Here is a 20,213-nt window from a genome sequence, read left to right as displayed (position 1 = left end):
TATATTATAAGTTTGCTATTAGTATCTGCTAACCCAATACGGCAGGGAATAACCAAATATTAATAGATTAATTTATGAGAAAAGTTCTACAGCAAATTTTGCTAATGCTTTTTGTTAGCTCAGCATTAGCCCAGACTTTGACAATTTCTGGTAAGGTGACAGACGAGAATGGCGATAGCCTGCCTGGTGTCAGTATTAAACTAAAAGGTTCCGGGGTGGGGATCGTAAGTTCGGATGATGGCAGATTCAGTATAAACAATATCACCCAGAAGTCCACACTGACCTTTAGCTCCATAGGTTATAAAACCAAAGAAATCAGCATTGGCAACCAATCCGTCGTTAATATCAAAATGGAACTGGACAGTAAGGTCCTGGAGGAGGTGGTTGCCATCGGATACCAGACTGTTAAACGTCGGGATCTTACCGGTGCAGTTTCATCCGTATCAGCAAAGGATCTCAAGGACAACCCTACCCTTTCTGCGGCAGAGGCACTGCAGGGTAAACTAGCAGGCGTTCAGGTAACTGTTTCAGAGGGTGCCCCCGGCGCTCAGGCAGATATTTACATCAGGGGTAGGGGCTCAATTACTCAAAGTGGTTCACCTTTGTACATTGTCGATGGCGTACAGCTCGATAATGCACTGAATACCTTATCCCCGCAGGACATTGAATCAATAGATGTCCTAAAAGATGCAGCATCCACATCAATTTATGGAGCCCGGGGAGCGAACGGGGTTGTGATTATTACCACTAAAGGTGGAAAGGATACTCAGGGGAAAACAAGTGTAACCTACAATAATTCGCTATCTATCCAGCAGTTGCCGAAAGAACTTGAAGTCATGTCTCCATATGAATTTGTTGAATTTCAGTACGAGCGGGCAAAAATTACTGGTGATACAACAGTGCTCTCCCGTTATTACAGGACTGGCAATCCATATATCGTTGTAACCAACCTCAAAGGTCTTGAACCAATCAATTGGCAGGATAAGCTCTTTGGAAGAAATGCTTTTATGCAGACACACAATTTAAGTGTTTCGGGCGGAACAAAGCAAACCCAGTATAACCTGAGTGCGACATATAACGATCAGGACGGTTTGCTCCTGTACACCAAATACCGGAGGGGATTAATTAATTTCAGGTTCGACCACCAGGCAACAAAGAAACTTAAAGTTGGCTTCAATGTTAGGTATAACAATAACCAGCTGGATGGCCAGGGAACATCAGATGTCGGTGGAGCAGCAAGCAATAATTTAAGACAGATTGTTCGCTATCAGCCGCTGTTATTGCCGGGCCAGGAAGAGGATTTTTATGATGTGAACCAAGCCAATGCAACAGCAGGAAATGGACTTTCGCTGATTAATCCGCTTAAGGAGTTGCAAAACCAGTACCGTAAAAAGTCTAACAATGTTTTAAATCTCAGCGCAAATGTGACCTATCAGCTTTCTAAAAAGATAACTTTTAGATCCATTGCAGCCATCGACTTCAACAACAATACAAACAGGTCTTTCGATGACACGGTAACTTATAATTCTCGTACAACAGGCGGCAAACAGCCATTGTTGTTATTGGCCACAGCAAATAGCAGGACCATAAACAACTCGAATACCTTGAGCTTTGACGAGAGTAGTATTTTTGGTTCCAAACATGCAATCAATATACTTGTCGGACATGAGCTCTACCAGACTTATCAAACTACAAGCTTACTAGATTTACGTAATTTTCCTGTTGGAACAAGCCCAAATCAGGCATTTGCAAACTACAGTCTCGCGCAAACAGTTATCCCGCCAACGGTATCTGAAGTTCCCATCAATAACCTGTCGTTTTTTTCCAGACTAAGTTATAATTTCAAGCAGCGCTATTTTGCAACCTTCAATGTCAGGGCTGATGGAAGTTCTATATTCGGCCCAAAAAATCGTTGGGGTTATTTTCCCTCAGGTTCATTGGCATGGAGAGTTTCAGAAGAAAACTTTTTAAAGAACAAATCCTTCCTTTCAGAACTTAAACTTAGATTAAGTTATGGCTCTATCGGAAATAATAGGATCACCCCTTTCTCTTATGGAAACTTTTTTGCCTCCGGTAGATCATATTTTCTGAATGACCTTTTCACTTTCGGTTCTTCGACAGTTGGCCTTGGCAATCCCAATTTGCAGTGGGAATCCCAAATATCAAGAAATGCGGGCTTGGATGCAGCATTTTTCAAAGGCCGGCTTTCACTTACTTTTGACGCCTATAGGAATACAACAAGTCAGCTTCTGATAAATAATGTTATTCCCGCAAATTCAGGATATAACAGTCAGTTTCAGAATGTTGGGGCAACACAAAATACAGGTTTTGAATTACAGCTAAATGGAGTGATAGTACAGTCGAAATCATTTAAATGGTCAGCAAACTTTAACATTTCAACAAATAAAAATATTATTAAAAGCCTAGGTGCCCAACAGCAGTTCTTAGCGAATTCCGGATATTTCAACACCAGTCAGCAACCTGCTGATTTCCTGGTAAAAGTTGGTGAAGAGGTTGGGACATTCTGGGGACTGAAAAATGATGGCTATTACAAGGTTTCGGATTTTAATGCTGCTCCTTATAGTAATCCGGCATACCCATGGGCAACAACAAGATATACCTTAAAACCGGGTGTTCCTGTTTCCGCCATTAGTTCTTCTACCATTCAGCCTGGGAGCCAAAAATTTGTGGATACAAACGGAGATGGAATAATCAATACAGCGGATTACACGGTTTTAGGTCGCGCACTCCCTAGGGTGATTGGTGGCTTTGGCCAACAGTTTAGCTGGAAGAATTTCGACGCATCTATATTTGTTAATTATTCACTTGGAAGTAAGGTTGCAAACTACAATAAACTGGAATTTACCAGTAGCTATACCAATGGAGCAAATCTTTTGTCACTCTTCAATGACCGTTATCGCACGATTGACCCTAATACCGGTGTTCAGCTACAGGGCGTTCCTAGCGCCGCTATCGGGGTAATCGGCGCATCACCAGAGATTCTGAATGCTCAAAATTCCAATGCCCAGTACTGGATTCCTGTTCAGGGAATTGAATGGAGTAATAGCCAGTCTTTCGCCATAGAAAATGGTTCCTTCCTTAGATTGAACAATGTAACCTTGGGATATACGCTTCCTTCGACTTTGAGTACAAAGCTCAAAATAGCAAGTTTAAGGGTCTTTATTACAGGCAATAACCTGGGGACAATAACAGGATATTCGGGTTATGACCCGGATGTGAGTACCCGCCGCGCCACCCCTATTACAGCAGGTGTTGACTACTCCGCCTATCCAAAATCAAGGGTTTACGTTGCTGGCGTCAATGTTACATTTTAAAAAAAAAGTTATGAAAAAAACATTTTTAAATAGATTAAGACAATGGGTTTTATTAATAGCCCTATTCTCGGTTTTATCGGTTTCATGCAAAAAGTTTCTGGAGCCTGAGCCAGTATCTTCATTTAGTCAAAATTTTGTATTCAGTAATGTACCTTATGCAAAGTCCGCAGTGATTGGTATTTATAATAGTTTATCAACACAGAATGCTTATGGGTTGTATCTGAGTGGCTATTACCCTTATGACACAGACGAAATGATGGGCGCAGGAGGCAATCAAAGGGATAATGAAAGAAGGGACCTAGCCCGCTATAACATCATATCTTCCAATGGTGGCTTATCCACTGTCTACAGCAATTGTTACGCAGGTATCGAGCGTGCGAATATATGTATTCAGCAAATTCCACTTATGGACCTTTACAACAATGGTTCACCTCAACAAAAAGCGCAGTTAAGAAGGCTTCACGGAGAAGCCCTTGCCTTAAGAGCCCAATTTTACTTCGACTTGATTAAGCATTGGGGTGATGTTCCGGCGACATTTAGCCCATCTGCGGAATCCACTGATCTTTTTCTTCCTAAAACAAATAGGGACTCTATATACAATCGGATTATTGAAGATTTAAAAACAGCTGCGGATTTAGTGCCCTGGAGAACTCAGGTTCCGACCCTTGGCGATGTCGCTGATGAGCGCCTGACAAAAGGTGGCATCAAGGCCTTAAGGGCCAGGATTGCTTTGGCAAGAGGAGGATACTCCCTCCGCAGGGAATCTAAGCAAATGGAACGTCGTGCAGATTACCTCAAGTTCTATGCTATAGCAAGAGATGAATGTGCCGAAATTATTTCACGTAGGGATCAACATACCTTAAATCCCAGCTATAAATCGGTTTGGAAAGATTATGTGTGTAGCAGAATTGCCAATGAACCAAATGGTGAAATTATGTTCCAGGTGGCAGAGGGTGGTGCAACGGGCACAACTGATGGAAGGATCGGGATATATAACGGGACAAGGTTTGCGGGGGTTGGCGGCGGCTCTCCAATGATTTTGCCAACATACTATTATTCCTTTGACTCAACTGACGTTCGCAGGGACGTAACCGCCGCGCCATACGAAACCAAGACCGATGGGATAAATAGGACCGGACATGCGATAACAAGTATTTACGATGGCAAATATAGAAGGGAATGGTGGGCCAATCCAACAAATCCTACAAATGCCACACTTTTCTCGGGTATAAACTGGGTACTGATTAGATTTTCTGACGTACTATTGATGTATGCGGAATCAGTTAATGAAATAAACCGTGGTGCTACCCCTGAAGCAGTAGCCGCTGTCGCGGAAGTGAGCAGGAGAGGTCATGCAGGAAACAACGCGCTGGTCCCTGCCATCCCGACAGACTACCTCGGGTTTTTTAAATTCATTGTAAGGGAACGATATCTGGAATTCGGATCAGAGGGAATCCGCAAGTATGACCTCATACGCTGGAATTTACTCCAAACTGCATTAAACGAAACCAGGGTGAATCTTGGTAATTTTGGAGCTGCCACTCCGGTTGCTATGAATGCACCTACTTATATGGCTTCTCCAGCGAGTTATTGTCTGGTCAATACACTTCCCCAGGGTATGTTTTACTTTAATGCAACCTCTGCGGACGATTCAAGGATATGGGCCAACAGTTTATATCAACCTGCGCCACTGATTGCTCCAGCGGGAACGACGCGGGTGCCATGGGTAGGCTATAATCAGATTAATCCTGTCTACACGAGTCTCTTCGCATTTGCATTTCAGCCCAATAAGAGTGAACTGTATCCTATATACGTCAATGTGATTAATGCCAGCGCCGGTGTGCTCACTCAGGATTACGGCTACTAAATAATACGGTCAGCAGACTAAAAATCTGCTGACTATTTTTGAATTATAAAATATAGACCATGATAATTGAAAGTAAAAAAAGCCGATGGCTAATATTTTTTCTCCCGCTACTGCTATCCTTTATTGCACCTCCCGCTACAGTAAAGGTATACCTGGCCGGAGATTCAACAATGGCTGAAAAAAAAAGGAACGCATATCCTGAAACCGGGTGGGGGATGCCTTTTTCACATTTCTTTGACAGTACCGTAGCCGTTGAGAATTTTGCTCGTAACGGGCGGAGTACGAAAACATTTATCGCAGAAAATCTCTGGAATGAAATTTTTACCAGGTTAAACCCTGGTGATTATGTTTTTATACAGTTCGGGCACAATGATGAAGTTCCAACTAAGTCGGCAGCCACAACTCAGCTTGAGTTTGAGGCCAACCTTCGCAGGTTCATCATCGAAAGCAGATCAAAGAATGCAATCCCAGTGCTGCTAACGCCTGTGGCCAGACGAAAGTTTAACGAGGTTGGCAACATACAGGAAACACATGCTGCCTACGCCTCAATTATCAGAAAGTTATCTGCAGAACTAATGGTTCCGCTTATCGACATGGATAAAGATACGCAGGTCTTCCTGCAGCAATTGGGGCCAGTGGATTCCAAAAGATTGTTCAACCATTTGGAGCCGGGTGAGAATCCAAACTATCCGGATGGGATAAAGGATGACACACACCTTAATGAATTAGGGGCAAGGAAATTTGCCACAATGGCTTTAATGAGGGTGAAATCCTTGAAATTGGAACTCGCGAACAGAATCATTAAACCCGTTCTTTCCAAAAAAAACAAATAATTAAAAAATGAAAATCAATAACATCATATTATATACACTGGTAATTATATTTTGCTGCGCTTTTAGCATCAAAAAGGATAAAAAAGTCAATGTCTATCTGGTCGGGGATTCTACTGTCTGTTCTTATGGAACAGAACGTGCACCGCTTACAGGTTGGGGAATGCCGTTTGCCAATTATTTCAATAGTTCCGTAACGATTAAAAACCAGGCAAAAGGAGGGAGGAGTACCCGTACATTTATCTCTGAAGGTCTTTGGAAATCCGTTTATGACAGTCTGCAGGTAGGTGACTTTGTATTGATTCAGTTTGGGCATAATGACGAAGCTAAGCAGCCGGAGTATGCCGACAGATATACACCTGTAAACGATTACAAAAATAACCTCCTGAAATTAATAGCCGAAACGCGTTCCAGACAGGCAATTCCTATACTTATAACACCCGTGAGCAGGATGAACTTCGATAAAAATGGCACTGCACTGGAAACACATACCGAATATTCAGCTGCTATGAAAGATGTCGCAGAAAAAAGTAATACTGTGGTCATTGATTTAGATAAACAAAGCAGGGAATTATATCAAAATACCGGACCATTGATGACCAAATACATCTTCATGACCCTGGATTCAGGGGAACATCCGAATTATCCTAATGGGAGTCATGATAATACCCATTTCAGTGAGTATGGAGCACGCCTGATAGCAGAAATTATATTGAAGCAACTGACAGACAAACATGTTGCCATTGCTTCCGAAATTGTTGATGCAAAAAAAAATAAGAGCAATTCAGTTGCGGGAGACGTGATAAATCATAAATAGGCCATGGAGAAAAGTCGAGTGATATTGATAAATACAGAGGGCATTATTGTAAAAATATCTATCCTCATATTCATTCTATGCTTCATTAGTCAAATAGTCAAGGGGCAGGCAAAAAACAACATACCCAAAGATACCTCTTACAGTGTATCAAACGTTTACAGGCAGATTCATAAGCAGTATCCATACGCAGTCCCCGCGAAAGATATCGCAGGGGCGAATATCAGGCAGGTGAGGAACCTTACCTACCTGACACTAAAAAACACAAAATTTGGGTCTAGAGATTTGCATTTGGATATATTCCGCCCAGACAACAAAGCCTTACTGCCTGCAGTCATTATGATTCATGGGGGTGGGTGGCGTTCAGGAGATAAATCCATGGAGGTGCCGCTTGCCCAGCTGGTGGCAATTCAGGGATTTGTAACGATTCCCGTTGAATACCAGCTATCTCTGGAGGCACCTTATCCGGCAGCTGTGTTGAATATTAAGTCCGCTATTAGATGGGTAAAGGCAAACGCTAAAGCGTATTTAATTGATACTAATCGCATTGCAATTTCCGGAACCTCTGCGGGAGGGCAACTGGCAGCCCTGGTAGGTACAACCAACAACGTCTCAAAATTTGAAAGCCCGGAGTGTAATCTTAAGACTACCAGCACCGTACACGCTGTAATTAATATCGATGGTGTAATCAGTTTTCTTGCACCCGCTTCTTTAAACCTGGTTCGTAAAGCAGATTCGATGGACATCACCTGGCTGGGTGGAACCTTTGAAGAACGGCCTCAGATCTGGAAAGATGCATCTGCTGGATTCTGGGCCAATGAGAAAACTGTTCCAATATTATTTTTGAATAGTGGTTATTCACGTTTTCATGCTGGCCAGGATGAACTGGTAGCAAGTATGGAGGAGTGGGGGATATATCATGAAGTTCATAAACTGAATGTACAGGTACACCCCTTCTGGTTATTTCAGCCATGGGCGGATGAGACAGCAGCTTACATGACTGCGTTTATGAAAAAAGTCCTGAGATAGATACTTTTCAACGCTGTCACTTTATTTATCACATTATGGATATCATTTCCGGCTAATTACCTACTGGCTTTTTTCTATTCTGGCGATGAAGTTTTTATTTAGGGAATCCTGTAAACATCATTTCTCAACAATAAAAAAGGCAGAATCAAAAACAACTAGTTATAATCATGAACGATGAAACCACTTCGCATTTTAATACTTTGGAATCAATACGCAAAGCGTTAACAAGGTATAACCTCAGCGCAACTTCAGATGTAGATCTTTTCGTTCCTAAGCAATGGGAGCTTAAAATAATATCTGATTTTGTAAGCAGGATGAAGTCAACGGATGCATACGTTGTAAAAAATAATAAGCGGGTTTATTTAACCAGCGATTGTGGGCTCCAATCAGCAACACCGCACGGAATTAAGTGTAATAAACGTCGATTCACAACTTTATTGAGGCTTAAAAGACTATATACTTACGCAATTTGTGCCAAATTTGCAGTTGCAGAAGAAGCAGTTATTTATCTTGATAAAAGAGACATAATCAGACTGCAGCTATATAATGCCTGCAATACTGCGAAAATATATTTATTTCAACAGGATATCTTCTCATCTTTTTCTGAGGCTTATCAAAAAAAAAATATCGCGACTGCCGGCTCAGGGTACTTTGTCTCCGGTAGCAAATTTAATTCCGGGAATGAGTCAAACTTTGTTAGAAGAATTTCTAAATTGAAGGTTATACTGATTTAAGAGATTAAGAGAGCATGTACATATGCTAAAATACAAAGGGCTTTATCTCAATTCAAAAGAGTTTAAACATAACAGTTTAAGCTCATTTGTATTTAGTCATCATAAAATCTGCCCTCCACAGCATTGGACTCAAGCCTTACATCATGCGGGCACCCGGCTGGGTTATTTGAAGGATAACTAGGACCATTCCTGTTTTGTCGGCTTGTTTTTACATAGAGAGGTTACTGAAAAATAAACGGTACGCCACAAGCATGGATACGCCTGGGTAGGTTGAGAAAGAAACTCAGAAAAAGGAGGATGCGGTAAAGCTTAAATAACAATTGATTTCTTTTAGAAGGATTTCAACCTCAAAGACTTTCTAAAGGTTTCAGGGGATACGCCTTCCTGATTTTTAAACAGTTTGCAAAAATAGGAGTTGTCGCTGAAATTAAGTTCATATGCGATTTGCGTTACTGTTAATTTAAGGTTGATCAACATACGCTTAGCCTCCAAAACAATCCTGTTTCTGATTAAATTTCCTGCAGATAAGCCGATTTGCTCTTTGCATATAGCGTTTAGGTAACTTGGTGTGACAAACAACAATTCGGCGTAATCTTTAGGTAAGCGCAACTCCAGATAATGCTTGTCTATTAACTCTTCAAAATTTCTGAATACAGTTTTATTGTGGCTTTCTCTATTTTCTACATCGATAGATTCCCCTTTTATTTCTGAGATGAAGATGAAGAATTCTAATAAAGTGATCCTGAGTTTGTCCAAACGGAATTTGCCTGCACCATTTGCTTGCGTTACAGCTCTGTCTAAAAGCTCTTTAGCGTATAGCCTGTTTTGCTCATCAATGTCTAAAACCGAATGCTGAACGCGGCCGTTCAGAAAAGTGAAATTATTTAGATATTGATTATTCAACAGGAAAGATTTAAAGAAATCTGTAGAAAAATTGATGACATACCCATCCATATTGCCTTCAAAATTCCAGCCGTGCACCTGACCAGGAGCCATAAAATAACAATGAAATGGAGTTATTTCGAATTTTTCAAAATCAATGGTGTGGCTGCCACTGCCATTGGTGAAAAATATGAGGTGGTAAAAGTCGTGGCGATGGGGGAAATGCAGTTTCCTCATTGATTTTAAATAAGGGGCCAGGGGCTGCGCGATAATGTCATCTTCCTGTGAATAAGAAAATTTGCAGATGTCATATACCGGAATATCGTGTTTCATGTGTATCCTCTCCTTTTTCTCTAAGTAAAGGTAGTTAAGAAATTTAATTATTAGGGGGAAGAAATTATTCTGCCCCTATATCAATGCTTAAAGCTTTCGGTCTGCTTCATTAATGGGTACATCATTGATACTTGCGTATCTTTTCTGCATTAATCCATTTTCATCAAATTCCCAATTCTCATTTCCATATGCACGAAACCATTGGCCCTCAATGTTGTGAAATTCGTATTCGAAACGTACCGCGATTTTGTTAGCAGTGAAAGCCCAAAGCTCTTTCTTAAGTTTATATTGAAACTCGTTTTCCCATTTGGCGGTCAGGAATTTGACTATTGCTTCGCGACCAGCTAAAAAACTGGAACGGTTACGCCATTCGCTATCTGCTGTATAGGCTTTTGATATTCTTTCCGGGTCTTGTGTGTTCCAGGCATCTTCTGCCATTTGAACTTTTTGTATCGCCGTTTCGTAGGTGAAAGGAGGCAATGGGAATTTTTGTTCCATGATGTTTGATTTTTTTAAAATAAATTATATCCCAAAGGTATTATCTGGCACATCGCATTTATGGAGGTATTTATCTCAGATGCGGTACAATTTGTATATTTTAATATCATGCCCTGAATTTTGGATTCATGATTTCCTCGGGACACTATATATTAAAGTAGTTTCGAGTCCCTGTAAAGGTTCAACACCCTGTTTGTCAAATGTTCGTTGCTATAAGATACTTTTAATCAAATTGTACCGCAGGTCGATTAAATAATACCACCTGCAGAATTACATATGGGACTACATTTGTCAGAAAAATAAATGATATGGAAAAGAAAACATTGATGGAGCAAATTAATGCCGGCAAAAAAAGGAAGAATGTCAGTTACGCAGAACTGGCAAAAGCAATTGGTGCGAGTGAAGTTTGGACCGTCCATGCGTTATTACGTCAGGCAACGCTGAATGAGCATGATGCCAATACCATAGGCGAAATGCTAGGTTTGTCGCCGGAAATTATTGATGCCTTACAATCTATACCTACCAAAGGACATGAAGATACTGGGTATCCCCTTGATCCGACATTGTACCGCTTACACGAAATGATGCAGAGTTTTGGCCCTTCAATCAAACTGCTGATTAATGAGAAGTTTGGCGATGGCGCAATGAGTGGTATCAGTTTTCATATGGATGTCGAACGATTGGAAAGTACTGACGGACCTCTTGTGAAGCTCACTATGACTGGCAAGTATTTACCGTTCAACAAATTTTAATGACCAGGATAGCACCAATAATTTACATAAATGAAGATGAATGTTATCGTTCGCTAAAAAGGCCAGGCTTGGAAATTTGATTACATTTAGCTGCTGCGGCTGGAGCATTACGATTTTCGATAACCGAAACATTGCTATTTTATGTCACCTGGTAACATACCAGGTGAGCCTCATTTGCATGAGCCTAAAGCGCTTCGGCAAGCGGTCTCTCAAATTCAAACTACGCACGCGTTCTTTGTACGGAAAATTTGGCTTGCATTTGGCAAATTATTCGTAGAAGATTGACCAGTCAAAAGAAAAGGCTACTGTTATATGTTCTCTTCGGTGGTAATACTTTACAATTAGTATGATAAATATGATTTTCAAACCATAATAAGTGAATGTTTTGTTGGTATTAGAGCACCCAATTTCACTATCCCCGATAGGTTGGTTTCATACATATTAGGCCATTCCATCACTTTGATATTTTTTGTCTTTGCATGATCAATGCTGCCATAAAAGCATAAGCGAAAGAAAGATTATGTTAAAACCCTTCCTTTCCTTTTTTCAGGATCAAATTGATTATTCATCAGCCTTACATATACTTAAAAACGCATTCAGCGCAGGTGAAGGGGGGATATCCTTTCTGTATACCAAGATAGTAGTCATCATTCCTAACTCTCTGGGAAGGGTTAATGTCTTGATATTTCTGCTATTGTAGAATGTTGAAATAATCTCTTTTGGCAAAAAACTAAATCCTATGCCCGATTCTATAAAATTAATTACACCCTCAATCGAATTAACTTCTGTCTTATGATATTTTGAAATGCCCTTGCTTACAAGCCAGGAATCAAGCCTAGACCTGAATACACAGCCTTGATCGAAGACAACAGCTTTTAAGGGGAACTGTTTTAATAAATCTTGCAAACTTCTGCAGGTTGATGGAACAACTGCAATAATTTCTTCCGTTTTGATTTCAATTTGCTCAAGTTGTGAAATATCCAAAGGTGCGGGAATGAAAGCAGCATCCAGTCTATAATTCAATACCCTGTTTAAAAGATTCTCTTTGGTGTCTGATTTGAAATCCATGTTTACATGAGGAAATCTTTTCGATAGGGAATTAACCAGTTCGGGCCCTTTTAGCGCTATCATCGTTTCAAGGGCACCAATCTTAATCTGTCCCTTAACCACATCTTTCTTACCAATAGATTGTTTCGCCTCTTCGACTAAGTGATTTAATTTTTTACTATAAATCATAAGTGTCTCACCTGCCTGTGTTAATTCTACTTTTCTGGATGATCGTAGAAACAAAGCAGCATCGAACTCTTCCTCAAGGTTTTTAATACGGGCTGTTACATTGGACTGTACCGTGAACATCGCTTCTGCGGCTTTTGTGAAGCTACCATGATTTGCAACAGCTTCGAACAATTTTAAATCATTTAAATTCATTAATCATTATTTGTGATTTTATGTATCTGTTTAAATCATTTTTAAAGAACAAATGTATAGTTTAATTTTGTCATATAAAAAATGAAAGCTATTCAAATACTTACCACTATTGTGGTCTTAACCTTAACTAGTCCTAAGATGTCCAAATCACAACCAACACAAAAAACTGAGACCAGAGAATCTTCTTCAGCTACTCATAATCGTAAGATAGAAGTTCTTGGGCAAAATATCTTTTACCGCGAAGCTGGTCACGAAAATGCTCCGACTATTCTGCTGCTGCACGGATACCCCACCTCCTCCCATATGTTTAGAAACCTAATTCCTATCCTCAGCGCTAACTATCATGTCATTGCACCTGATCTCCCTGGTTTTGGATACAGTGATGCACCAGACAGGAATAAGTTTGCTTATACTTTTGATAATCTGGGGAAAATCATGCAGGGTTTTATTGATGTTTTAGCGTTAAAGCGTTTTGCAATCTATGTTTTCGATTACGGTGCACCAACGGGCTACAGATTAGCTTTAGCTAATCCTGAAAAAATAACTGGTATCATTTCCCAAAACGGAAACGCTTATTTGGAGGGACTTAGCTCAGGATGGAATCCCATCAAGAAATACTGGGCGAATGACACAAAAGAAAACAGGGATGCAATGAGATCATCATTTGTGAGCTTCGAAGCAACGAAATTTCAATACTATGAAGGTGTATCTGACCCCTCCCTAATTTCCCCAGAAACATATACACTGGACCAGTTTTTTCTTGACCGTCCAGATTCAAAAGAAAAGCAACTCGATTTGTTGCAGGATTATCAAACAAACGTAGCCCTGTATCCAAAATTCCAGGAATACTTCAGAACTTATAAACCAAAAATTTTAGCAGTTTGGGGAAATAAAGATCCATTCTTTTTGCCAGCTGGGGCAGAAGCTTATAAAAGAGATATTCCGGAAGCTAACATAAAATTTTACAATACAGGTCACTTTGCACTGGAGACGCACCTTTTAGAAATAGCAAATGACATTTTAATCTTCTTAAAGACACTCCCCAAATAAAAATCCTGCTATCAATAAGTGTTGCCATAATTTCAATTTGCTTTTTAGAAGTCAGTAATTGATCCTACTTATTCGCTAAATGGCTTATCGAAATTGCAAAGCAATACATTGAACAATGAGGGTCAAAAGCATGAACAGAAATATCATTGCGCTACAGCTTGTAAGCTGTAGCGTTATCGGAAATTCAATCGCAAAGTCATTGTTTTTATAATGCATTCAACAACCTTTTTTCAATTACAGTCTTCTGATGCATTTTTACTTCAGGTTGATGAAAGCGAGGAATAGTTTTACGAAATAAATGAATGATAAAGGTACAGCTGTTAATAATTGACTCAGCTATGGTCTGCTAATATTGACAAAAGCCCTATACTCAAATGAAGAAACTCCAATCGTTATAAAATGAAGTTTTAGTCAAAATATCATTCGCTGGCCTTGGATTTTCCATTATTTAGCGAAAAAATTTTCTACAATCTGATGCCCAGAATTTAAAGGATTCACATCAGGATTGGATTGATGTCAAGTTCACAAGATAATTTATTTGGTGATTATATGATTTTTTTTACGATTGGTATAAATAAAATAATCGAGCTCAACAAAAAACTACAGATAATGGCAAGGGGTGCTACGACCAAAGCCTTTATAGCTGGGTCAGCTGTCCAGTTTCTTACCCAGAGTGTAAGGCAGACAATTACCAGCGGATGAAAGATATATACCGAAAAACTGCAACGTGATAACCTGTCGAGCAACGGTGATGAGCAATTCCATGAAAACTTCGACCAGCTCAGCAATGCAACTATTATAGACAGGCCAATCCATTGTTCCCACAGCGCATATAGTAAAGATTGCCAGTGAAAACCACCAGAGTACCACGAAACCGGCATTTTCAATTTGATCTGAAGAACAATAAATATCGGGAAAAACAGCAGACCTATAAGCGCAGACCGTTTAAAAAAAGTACCAGTTTTTCGGGATAAATCATCAAACCAATTATTTCGTCGTGCAGCCAGCCCAACAATAAACAGTAAGATATATTGCGGGAAATGCCCTAATTGAAATCCCAATTGCTTAATCACCACCCCAACAGGGAATAGAATCCTGACTGTAAAGCTCACCAGACCCAGTAAAACCGCAAATATCAAAATTTTAGCAACCCTTGGCAGCGGTAATGATTTCTTAAATCTGATTTTCATCGTTGATTGACCCAACACGTAGATTAACGTAAATATCAACAGGGCAGCAACAAACCACATTACACCAGGGTCAACCCAGGTATCGTATCCGGATAAATATTGTAAGTATGTGATGTGGTTTCCATTTGCAAAATAAAAAACCAGAAAACTGATAAAAGGTGAAAGCACAAATGAATAGAATAATAAAGGAATTCCCAGTCTCAGCAATCTATCGCCAACAAACCGATGCAGACCTTTTCTATCCAAAGATGGGCCGATAAAATAGGCGGACAGCAGAAAGAAAAATCCCATAAAGAAAGATTGGTTGAGACTAACAAAAAGCTTCATAGGCAAAAGGGTAACAACATGGTTAGTTTTCTGAGTGAAATACCAACCATTTGAAGTGCTATAGGCGATGAAAATGTGGTGAAGTACCACGAGTACAGTTAGTAGTACTCGAATATTACTGACGTAATTGAGTTTATCTGATTTTGCAGATTGTGATGCTGATAACATAATAAAATTTGCTGGAGATTTAATTTTTGGATGTCTCCGACTGCAAAACTAAACCTACAAAATTGCAATTTTTAATTCCTGTTGCAGGCAACAAACCTTTGTTACGGACAACAAAGTCAAATAATAGTATTTTCCTGAAGCTGTTTATACAGATTGTTAAAATCTTCTAATTGAGCTCTTGAAACCGGAACCTTGGTCTGTGTATAATTGAAACCAAGCAGATAACCTTGAGCGTTGCCTGATACATTTTCGATCCAACGCATATTTACCAAATAGGCCCTGTGGCAACGAAAGAAGCCAGGATGTTGCGAAACCTGAGTATTAAAGGCGGTAAGGGAAATCCTTTTAAGTTCATTTTTGATCTGACCATTCTGATAGCACGTAAGCTCAAGATAATTCCCCTCTGCCCTGGCAAAAAGAAGATCGGAAAGAATTAAACTAAAATCGTCTTGTTTGACCTTTGTTTTGATAAAGAGTTTTAATGGGGGAGCGAACTTCTCTGGCTCAACACTCAATGGGGTAAACTGTAGAACGAATGGATCTCCTTTTTTAGATTGAAAATAGAAACTGGCTAACCTGAACATAAAATAAAAAAGTGTGCCCGCAACGAAGCTGTTGATTAATTCTTCCTTTAAATAGAACCATGACCAATTATTTCTATTATAATAAATGATATCACGCATCAAAAAGTTAGCCATACCTGTTAATAAGAAAACCATCCCTAGATGTACGTATTCCCAACTCAATTTCCAGTCTTTTAATCCCGAAAGGTCTCGTAAACAGTTAAGTATTGCAAAATAACAATATAGCATTATTGCCGGCGCCAACGCATGGATAACACATATAAAAAAATAATTCCACCTTTGTTCTGGCATGTTAACACCAAAAGGTTTAAAAAATAGCAGAAATGACAAAATGACCCCCAGGATAACACCTGAAGTCTTAAAGAGATTGCCAGTTAGGTAGCGTTCCGGATAATGGATATTTTTAAATAAATGATTTGTGTTAATGTACATGCTGGTTTTTCGGGCGATACTTTTGCCAAATCAAAAATATTGCAAAATATTTAATTATCGAGTCCGCTTTAGGAGGTTTATTTATCAAGCCAAAGATAATCTGGTGCAAAGAAACAGTCTCGCTAAACACATTTTTTACCATAACAATATTAATATCAGCTATCAAAGATGACGCTGAAATTCCAAAAGATTCAAGGCATTTACAATTTGTTCAGTTAGAATCCATTTATTTTTATTGCAGCTGCCTGGGACTCATTTACATCAATAGTCTTCGATCAGTAGACCTTTATTGGAATGCTATCAAATAAGCAGGATGATAAAATGTGTTGCTGGTATAAGGATTGAAAACGCTACCAAGCCAGTGTTTTCAGCTTAAGCTTGTAATTTCCTCAGTACATATTCTTTATAATTAGGTCCTATGGAAATGCTTTTTCCACCAACCATAATATCTTTTGAGGTAAAAGAGGCAATTTTATTAACGTTGATAATGAAAGAGCGGTGAATCCGGAGCAAAGGTAATGTCACAATATCCGCTTCCAGATCGCTGATCTTGTATTTTATGGTGATAGAGCCATTATCGAAAACGACAACGATATTATCCTTGAGGCTTTCAATATATAGGATATCATCTGTATCTAACCTGTGATTTCTAGACCCTGACTTTATAAAAAGGTAACTCTTTTGCATTGCTGTTGAGGCGACAGCGTTATCCGGGTTAACGGACCTTAAATACCGGTCAATAGATTTGAAAAACCGCTCAAATGTGATCGGTTTGAGAAGATAATCAATAATATCAAGATCATAACCATCTACAGCATACTCGCGGTGGGCGGTAGTAATTATCACCTCGGGCGGATCTTTTAAGCTTTTTAGAAAATCGATACCTGTCATCTGAGGCATTTTAATGTCCAGGAACATCAGGTCTATCTGAACGGTTCTTAAGATCTCCAGCGCCTTCACTGCAGTCGAGCAGGTAGCCACAACTTCCAGAGCATCCAATTGAGCGATATGGTTTTGAATCAGTTTAATAGCAAGTGGTTCATCATCCACTAAAAGACATTTTACTTTCATAAGGCCAAAGCTAATTTGTTAAACTTCATTTAAATCAATTTCTAATTCCACCTCATAGATGTTGTTGATTCTTTTTATATCGAGATGATATTGCGATGGATAAATCAGTTCAAGTTGGCGCGTGATGTTGGTTAAGCCAATGCCCTTGCTGGCGGTTTCTTCTCCTCCAACGAAACTGTTAGTGACCTTAAAAGTAAGTCGATTATGTTTCAGACGGAGGTAAATCGCGATATAAGGACTACCGGCATCAATACTCGCACCATGCTTAAACGCATTTTCCACTAAAGATAATAAGATCAGCGGTGCAATGCTTATTTCTTTCTCCGCATTATGATCAAAGCTTACCCTTAAGCGATCGTCATATCTGAGCTTTTCAAGAATTAAATAATTCTCAATTATTTTTATTTCGCCGGAAAGCGGCGCATAGGTTGTGTTGGACCTGTAAAGCATGTAATCCAGTATCTCTGATAGACCGGCAATCGAACTGGAGGTGACCGGGGAATTCATAAGCGATAGTGAATAGATATTGTTCAGCGTATTGAATAAAAAATGAGGATTTAATTGGTTTCGTAAAGCCTTGAGTTCCGTTTCCGCTTTTTCTTTCTCCAGTTTCAAGGCACACTGTTGGGTAACGTACTGATCGCGGATCAGTTTGACAAACGCAAATACCCACGCCGCAGAAAATGACAGGGAGAAGTAATGGGTAACTAATTTGGGCAGGTCAGTAAGAATTTGCCAGAGTGATTCCTGACCGAAAGGACGAGTTCTGATGAGCGGTTCCAACAGGTAGATAACAGCAACACGCGAGCAAGCAGATATCATGTAAGAACCCGCCAGAAAATAAATGAATACCTCAAAATAATTTTTTGACCGCATAAGCCTTGGAATGACCAGGTAAGCCAGGAAATAAGATGCCAGAATGGTGACTGACATATAATACATATGACGGTAAAGTACAACATCTAATTGCCTGTAATCCTCGGCATCGTAGCGGTTCATAAAAATTACCGCGACGCATAGCCAGAAAATTACATGACTTTTAAAACGATGGGTCAGGCTGTAACTAGCAATCTTTTCGATTAATGGCATGATCAAATATAAGCTAACGAAAGGTTATCCTCATAAAATGAGACAGAACCTTTAATATCCTTCCCGAAAAGCACGAAATAAAGTATGAAACCGAAATATCCTTGTTAATCCGATATCTATACCTACTTCAAACTTTTATGAAAGCGCCAAGCTCAAGACAGAAAAATTTATTTCAATTTTACCTAAGTTTTTTAAAAATCACTCAAAATGAGAGCACCTTTAATCGTAATAACTGTATTCTTATACATTCTGATTGGCATGCGTTCCTACGGACAGCAAGCTAATCAAGTCTCCGAAAAATTAAAATTTTCAATTGATAGCGTTATACTTAAAAGAATGAATGATGCCCAACTGGTAGGCCTCGGCGCGGCTATTATTATTGACAAGCAATTGGTTTGGTCGAAGGGTTACGGCTTTGCGGACCGGGAAAACAAAATACCCTTTACCACATCTACAATTATGAACATTGCATCGGTTTCGAAAACAATCACCGGCGCATGCATGATGAAAGCTGTGGAACAGGGAAGGGTTTCCCTTGATGAGGACATCAATACCTATCTGCCCTTTAAAATTCATAACCCATTCTTTCCCAACGAAAAGATTACTCTGAGGGACCTGGCGACACATACATCTTCCCTTAACGACCGATTTCCGTTTTACACCGACAGCCTTTATATTAATGGTAAAGATTCTCCGCTAGCGCTCTCAGACTTGCTGCAAAATTATTTTGTACCCGGTGGTAAATATTATACAAAAGAAAATTTCCTGAATCACAAACCGGGTACATATCGCGAATATTCAAACCTCGGTACCGCGCTGGCCGGCTACATCGTTGAACTTCGAACAGGTAAAAAACTTAACGACTACAGTAGAGAATTTCTTTTTAAACCCCTGAAGATGTATGATTCAGGCTGGTTCCTCTCCGAGATTGATCTCAAAAAGCACACTAAGCTTTATGAGAAAAACGTGGAAAGTCGCGTTCAATTAATTCCGTTATATGGAATGACCACTTATCCCGATGGTGGGGTACGTACATCTGTTAATGACCTGTCCCATTTCTTTATCTGCTTGCTTAACGATGGCAAATTTCAAAACAGCCGGGTTCTCCGGAAGAAGACGGTACAGGAGATGCTCCGGTTTCAGTTTGATGATGTGCACAGGCCTGAGAATGTAAAACCAAAACAACTGAATTCAGGGATTTTCTGGTCCACTAAATTGGGTGGAACACGTATCGGTCATAATGGCTCTGATCCGGGTGTAAGAACTTTTATGCTTTCGGATCTGAAAAAGGAAGTTGCGGTTATTCTGTTTTTCAATACCTCGCTATTGGAAAAAGACGAGGACGAATTTTTTGGTATCTATGATGAACTTTATAAATATGGCCTACGGGTTAGAAATGAGCGTCAATAAATGCAAACAACTCCTAGCGCAGAGGTTGCCATATTCAATTCAGTATTGCTTTGTAAACTAAACATAGTAAAAGACACCTTTACCAGCAGTCTCAAATTTGAAGGTAATACCCTCATAATCGAAATCAAAATTGGAGGCATGTACTTACCGATTAAACCAGCCACAAATAAATCGAGAACCCATGATTAATAAACATCAATAACCATTTATTACTATGAAAAAAAATATAATCATTTGTGCTAGCCTGATACTATTCAGCTTCACAAATATCAGGGCATAACGTGTTCTTGAGGAAATCGATAAGGCCACGGACAAGGCTGAGCGGGCCCGGTCGTACCGCAGACCGCACATTAAGCACTTAAGACGAGATCTTCAGCTTATTCGGCGAAA

16 protein-coding genes are annotated in these 20,213 nt (G+C 39.6%); 9 read left to right on the top strand and 7 right to left on the bottom strand.

The annotated features are described in order from the left end of the window. Positions 1-74: 74 nt before the first annotated feature. The 6 genes from R2Q16_RS18085 to R2Q16_RS18060 all read left to right on the top strand — a co-directional run bounded on the left by R2Q16_RS18085 (position 75) and on the right by R2Q16_RS18060 (position 8,609). On the top strand, positions 75-3,335 hold the full coding sequence (locus R2Q16_RS18085; RefSeq protein WP_316739148.1) for a TonB-dependent receptor: 3,261 nt from the start codon (positions 75-77) through the stop codon (positions 3,333-3,335). Between the two features lie 10 nt (positions 3,336-3,345). Then, on the top strand, positions 3,346-5,202 hold the full coding sequence (locus tag R2Q16_RS18080; RefSeq protein ID WP_316739146.1) for a RagB/SusD family nutrient uptake outer membrane protein: 1,857 nt from the start codon (positions 3,346-3,348) through the stop codon (positions 5,200-5,202). Positions 5,203-5,261: 59 nt separating this feature from the next. Next, the gene (locus tag R2Q16_RS18075) at positions 5,262-6,035 is read left to right on the top strand and encodes a rhamnogalacturonan acetylesterase (RefSeq protein ID WP_316739144.1); all 774 of its coding nucleotides are present in this window, start codon (positions 5,262-5,264) and stop codon (positions 6,033-6,035) included. Between the two features lie 7 nt (positions 6,036-6,042). After that, positions 6,043-6,849: a rhamnogalacturonan acetylesterase gene (locus tag R2Q16_RS18070; RefSeq protein WP_316739141.1), complete on the top strand. Its 807-nt coding sequence runs from the start codon at positions 6,043-6,045 to the stop codon at positions 6,847-6,849. A 3-nt stretch (positions 6,850-6,852) separates the two neighbouring features. Then, the gene (locus R2Q16_RS18065; RefSeq protein WP_316739140.1) at positions 6,853-7,875 is read left to right on the top strand and encodes an alpha/beta hydrolase; all 1,023 of its coding nucleotides are present in this window, start codon (positions 6,853-6,855) and stop codon (positions 7,873-7,875) included. A gap of 167 nt (positions 7,876-8,042) precedes the next feature. Next, positions 8,043-8,609 (top strand): hypothetical protein, encoded by a 567-nt coding sequence (locus tag R2Q16_RS18060; protein WP_316739138.1) that lies wholly within the window; start codon positions 8,043-8,045, stop codon positions 8,607-8,609. A gap of 330 nt (positions 8,610-8,939) precedes the next feature. Here the strand turns inward: R2Q16_RS18060 and R2Q16_RS18055 are convergent, their stop codons facing one another. Then, positions 8,940-9,824 carry a helix-turn-helix transcriptional regulator gene (locus tag R2Q16_RS18055; protein ID WP_316739137.1) on the bottom strand — a complete coding sequence of 295 codons (885 nt, stop codon included), beginning with the start codon at positions 9,822-9,824 and terminating at the stop codon, positions 8,940-8,942. Positions 9,825-9,911: 87 nt separating this feature from the next. Continuing rightward, the gene (locus R2Q16_RS18050) at positions 9,912-10,322 is read right to left on the bottom strand and encodes a nuclear transport factor 2 family protein (protein WP_316739135.1); all 411 of its coding nucleotides are present in this window, start codon (positions 10,320-10,322) and stop codon (positions 9,912-9,914) included. Between the two features lie 308 nt (positions 10,323-10,630). Between R2Q16_RS18050 and cynS the strand changes: the two genes are divergently transcribed. Further along, entirely contained in the window at positions 10,631-11,074 is a 444-nt protein-coding gene (gene cynS, locus R2Q16_RS18045) for a cyanase (protein WP_316739133.1), read from the top strand. 561 nt (positions 11,075-11,635) lie between these two features. Here the strand turns inward: cynS and R2Q16_RS18040 are convergent. Continuing rightward, positions 11,636-12,502, bottom strand: a complete 867-nt coding sequence (locus tag R2Q16_RS18040) for a LysR family transcriptional regulator (RefSeq protein WP_316739131.1) — start codon at positions 12,500-12,502, stop codon at positions 11,636-11,638. A gap of 81 nt (positions 12,503-12,583) precedes the next feature. On the opposite strand from R2Q16_RS18040, the gene R2Q16_RS18035 reads away from it, so the two are divergent. Continuing rightward, entirely contained in the window at positions 12,584-13,552 is a 969-nt protein-coding gene (locus R2Q16_RS18035) for an alpha/beta hydrolase (protein WP_316739130.1), read from the top strand. 545 nt (positions 13,553-14,097) lie between these two features. On the opposite strand, the gene R2Q16_RS18030 is transcribed toward R2Q16_RS18035, so the two are convergent. The 4 genes from R2Q16_RS18030 to R2Q16_RS18015 all read right to left on the bottom strand — a co-directional run bounded on the left by R2Q16_RS18030 (position 14,098) and on the right by R2Q16_RS18015 (position 18,413). Further along, entirely contained in the window at positions 14,098-15,237 is a 1,140-nt protein-coding gene (locus tag R2Q16_RS18030) for an acyltransferase family protein (protein WP_316739129.1), read from the bottom strand. A 116-nt stretch (positions 15,238-15,353) separates the two neighbouring features. Further along, positions 15,354-15,983 (bottom strand): LytTR family DNA-binding domain-containing protein, encoded by a 630-nt coding sequence (locus R2Q16_RS18025; RefSeq protein WP_316739127.1) that lies wholly within the window; start codon positions 15,981-15,983, stop codon positions 15,354-15,356. Between the two features lie 642 nt (positions 15,984-16,625). Further along, positions 16,626-17,324: a LytTR family DNA-binding domain-containing protein gene (locus R2Q16_RS18020; protein ID WP_316739125.1), complete on the bottom strand. Its 699-nt coding sequence runs from the start codon at positions 17,322-17,324 to the stop codon at positions 16,626-16,628. Positions 17,325-17,342: 18 nt separating this feature from the next. Continuing rightward, positions 17,343-18,413, bottom strand: a complete 1,071-nt coding sequence (locus tag R2Q16_RS18015) for a sensor histidine kinase (protein WP_316739124.1) — start codon at positions 18,411-18,413, stop codon at positions 17,343-17,345. A gap of 207 nt (positions 18,414-18,620) precedes the next feature. Here R2Q16_RS18015 and R2Q16_RS18010 point away from each other — a divergent pair, with 207 nt between their 5' ends. Further along, positions 18,621-19,823: a serine hydrolase domain-containing protein gene (locus R2Q16_RS18010; protein WP_316739123.1), complete on the top strand. Its 1,203-nt coding sequence runs from the start codon at positions 18,621-18,623 to the stop codon at positions 19,821-19,823. Positions 19,824-20,213: the final 390 nt, after the last annotated feature.

This window comes from Pedobacter aquatilis (assembly GCF_032678425.1).
Classification (GTDB): Bacteria; Bacteroidota; Bacteroidia; order Sphingobacteriales; family Sphingobacteriaceae; genus Pedobacter; species Pedobacter aquatilis_B.
Note: the sequence above shows the minus strand (reverse complement) of the source record. Positions and strands in the feature narration are given on the sequence as shown.

Excerpts from the sequence above, each read along its gene's own strand:
- R2Q16_RS18085 (WP_316739148.1), top strand. The coding sequence starts at position 75 with ATGAGAAAAGTTCTACAGCAAATTTTGCTAATGCTTTTTGTTAGCTCA.
- R2Q16_RS18080 (WP_316739146.1), top strand. The coding sequence starts at position 3,346 with ATGAAAAAAACATTTTTAAATAGATTAAGACAATGGGTTTTATTAATA.
- R2Q16_RS18075 (WP_316739144.1), top strand. The coding sequence starts at position 5,262 with ATGATAATTGAAAGTAAAAAAAGCCGATGGCTAATATTTTTTCTCCCG.
- R2Q16_RS18070 (WP_316739141.1), top strand. The coding sequence starts at position 6,043 with ATGAAAATCAATAACATCATATTATATACACTGGTAATTATATTTTGC.
- R2Q16_RS18065 (WP_316739140.1), top strand. The coding sequence starts at position 6,853 with ATGGAGAAAAGTCGAGTGATATTGATAAATACAGAGGGCATTATTGTA.
- R2Q16_RS18060 (WP_316739138.1), top strand. The coding sequence starts at position 8,043 with ATGAACGATGAAACCACTTCGCATTTTAATACTTTGGAATCAATACGC.
- R2Q16_RS18055 (WP_316739137.1), bottom strand. The coding sequence starts at position 9,824 with ATGAAACACGATATTCCGGTATATGACATCTGCAAATTTTCTTATTCA.
- R2Q16_RS18050 (WP_316739135.1), bottom strand. The coding sequence starts at position 10,322 with ATGGAACAAAAATTCCCATTGCCTCCTTTCACCTACGAAACGGCGATA.
- cynS (WP_316739133.1), top strand. The coding sequence starts at position 10,631 with ATGGAAAAGAAAACATTGATGGAGCAAATTAATGCCGGCAAAAAAAGG.
- R2Q16_RS18040 (WP_316739131.1), bottom strand. The coding sequence starts at position 12,502 with ATGAATTTAAATGATTTAAAATTGTTCGAAGCTGTTGCAAATCATGGT.
- R2Q16_RS18035 (WP_316739130.1), top strand. The coding sequence starts at position 12,584 with ATGAAAGCTATTCAAATACTTACCACTATTGTGGTCTTAACCTTAACT.
- R2Q16_RS18030 (WP_316739129.1), bottom strand. The coding sequence starts at position 15,237 with ATGTTATCAGCATCACAATCTGCAAAATCAGATAAACTCAATTACGTC.
- R2Q16_RS18020 (WP_316739125.1), bottom strand. The coding sequence starts at position 17,324 with ATGAAAGTAAAATGTCTTTTAGTGGATGATGAACCACTTGCTATTAAA.
- R2Q16_RS18015 (WP_316739124.1), bottom strand. The coding sequence starts at position 18,413 with ATGCCATTAATCGAAAAGATTGCTAGTTACAGCCTGACCCATCGTTTT.
- R2Q16_RS18010 (WP_316739123.1), top strand. The coding sequence starts at position 18,621 with ATGAGAGCACCTTTAATCGTAATAACTGTATTCTTATACATTCTGATT.